Source organism: Ideonella azotifigens, assembly GCF_006519715.1.
GTDB lineage: Bacteria > Pseudomonadota > Gammaproteobacteria > Burkholderiales > Burkholderiaceae_C > Ideonella > Ideonella azotifigens.
This window is the reverse complement of the sequence record NZ_VIDT01000835.1, coordinates 1-2,095: the sequence shown is the minus strand read 5'-3', so window position 1 is coordinate 2,095 and position 2,095 is coordinate 1. Positions and strand designations below refer to the sequence as shown.

Annotated in this window: 3 protein-coding genes; 1 reads left to right on the top strand and 2 read right to left on the bottom strand. The window is 69.9% G+C overall.

Going from position 1 to position 2,095, the window contains the following annotated elements; translation table 11 throughout:
* Positions 1-697, top strand: a 697-nt coding sequence (locus FKP22_RS34435; protein ID WP_211361629.1) for an FAD-dependent monooxygenase, incomplete at its 5' end; no start/stop codon positions are given.
* Between the two features lie 4 nt (positions 698-701).
* Here FKP22_RS34435 and FKP22_RS28235 read toward each other — a convergent pair.
* Entirely contained in the window at positions 702-1,682 is a 981-nt protein-coding gene (locus FKP22_RS28235) for a DMT family transporter (RefSeq protein ID WP_141291398.1), read from the bottom strand.
* Positions 1,683-1,711: 29 nt separating this feature from the next.
* The coding region (locus tag FKP22_RS28230; RefSeq protein ID WP_170201147.1) for a LysE/ArgO family amino acid transporter at positions 1,712-2,095 on the bottom strand (384 nt) is incomplete at its 5' end.

The following is a 2,095-nucleotide window of genomic DNA, read 5'->3' as shown; positions in this document are numbered from 1 at the left end:
CAGCAAGTGGACCGACAACACGCGGCTTGCCGACAGCTATCGCCGAGGCCGGGTGCTGCTGGCCGGGGACGCGGCGCATGTGCACACGCCGTTTGGCGGCCAGGGCATGAGCCTGGGGCTGGTGGACGCGGCCAACCTGGGCTGGAAGCTCGCCGCGGTGGTGCGCGGCGAAATGCCCGACAGCCTGCTCGATACCTACACCGCGGAGCGGCGTCCCGTCGCCGAAGCGGTGCTGGCGAACACGCTGGCCCAGGCGGCCATCATGCGGCCCGATCCCCAGGCCGGCGCGATGCGGGAACTCGTGGCCAAGCTGCTGCAGTTCGACGACGTCAACCGGCTCATCGGCGAGATGACCAGCGGCCTGTCCACGCGCTACGAGCTGGGGTCCGCGCGGGACGAAGTCGGCCGGCTGGCGGCGGACAGGGAGATCCGCCACGGCAACGACAGGCGCTCGCTGTACGCGTGCATGCAAGACGGCAGGGCTGTTCTGCTGGATGCCTCGACAGATGGCAAGGCCTCCCGGCTGGTGACAGCGAGCACGCAAGGCATCCGCTGCGTCAGCGTCGACGCGGGCCCGTCCATGTTGATCCGGCCCGATGCCTGCGTCGCCTGGGTGGGCGAAGGCAGCGGCACGGCAGGCTTGATTGAAGCGCTCCGGCGCTGGTTCGTGCCTGCGCTGGCGGAGGTGTCCGTCTGAGCTTTCAGTGCGGTGCCGGCTCGGCGATCGCCGGTGGCTCGGGCTTGACGCGCAAGGCCCACATCACGCCGCCGATCAGCAGGGCCACGCCGGCCAGCGTGGCGGGCGCCGGCCATTCGCCGCGCAGCAGGTAGGCATAGCTCAGGGCGGACAGCGTCTCGAACACGATCAGTTGCCCAGCCAGGTGTGGCGGCAGGCGCTGGCTGGCCTCGTTCCAGCACAGCGTTCCCAGCCACGAGGCGAACAGGCCGATGGCGAACATCAGGCCCAGGTAGGGCAGCGGGCGCGGGCCCAGCGGCATGGCCCAGGGCGCATCGGTGGCGGAGAAGAAAAGCCAGGTCCCGGCGTAGCCGATCACGGCCAGCGGCAGCGTCGTCAGGCCTTGTGCGGTGGCCCAGGTGCGCGGGCTTCGGTCCGCATGGGCTCTGAGCCAGTCCGCGTTGCGCAGTGGGTACCAGGTCCAGCAGATGACGCCGCCAATCGCCAGCAGCGCGCCCAGCGCATAGCGCGCCAGGTCGGCATGCGGGTCGGCCTGCAGCTGGGCCAGCTCGGTGCGGTTGACCAGCGCAATGCCCAGCGCAATCAAGCCCAGCGACGGTGCCAGCCGCGCCCACGGCAGGCGTTCGGACGCAACGCCCTGGCTGCCGGCGCGCAGGTTGGCGCAGATGGCGATCACGACCGGCAGCGTGCCGATGATCATCGTCGGCAGCGGCCCGCCGGCGCGCTGGATCGCGGCCGACAGGCAGAGGTAGTAGATGACGTTGCCGACCAGCGAGAGCTTCAGCGCTTCCAGCCAGTCGGCACGGCTGAGCTGGCGCAGCGCCGCGCGGTCGAACCAGGCCAGCGGCAGCGCGATCAGGCCAAACGCCAGGTAGCGGCCAAAGGACAACATCACGGCCGGGTAGTCGGCCAGCAACAGCGGCCCGACAAACACCAGGCCCCACATCAGGCCCGCGGCCAGCGCAAACAGGGTTCCGATCAACATAGGGGCGCGAGCGTACCTGTTCTGCCAGCTCAAGCCGCAGCGACCCCCGTCGCCAATGGAATGAGTTGCCAGGCCATCAGCAGCATCACCAGGCCGATCAAGGCGTCGAACACCTGCCAGGCCCTGGGTTTCGCAAACAGCGGCGCCAGCTTGCGCGCACCGAAGCCAAGCCCGGTGAACCAGATCAGGCTGGCACTGCTGGCGCCGACGACAAAGGCAGCGCGCGCCGCGTCGCTGGTCTGCTGCGCACCGACCGAGCCCATCAGCAGCACCGTGTCCAGGTAGACATGCGGGTTCAGCAGCGTGAAGCCGGCCAGTTGCAGCAGTGCGGCGCGCAGGCTCAGCGATTCGCCCTGGGCCGCTTGCAGGGCCGAAGGCTTGCGAGCCTGCCACAGCGCGCGCAGCCCATACGC

Excerpts from the sequence above, each read along its gene's own strand:
- FKP22_RS28235 (WP_141291398.1), bottom strand. The coding sequence starts at position 1,682 with ATGTTGATCGGAACCCTGTTTGCGCTGGCCGCGGGCCTGATGTGGGGC.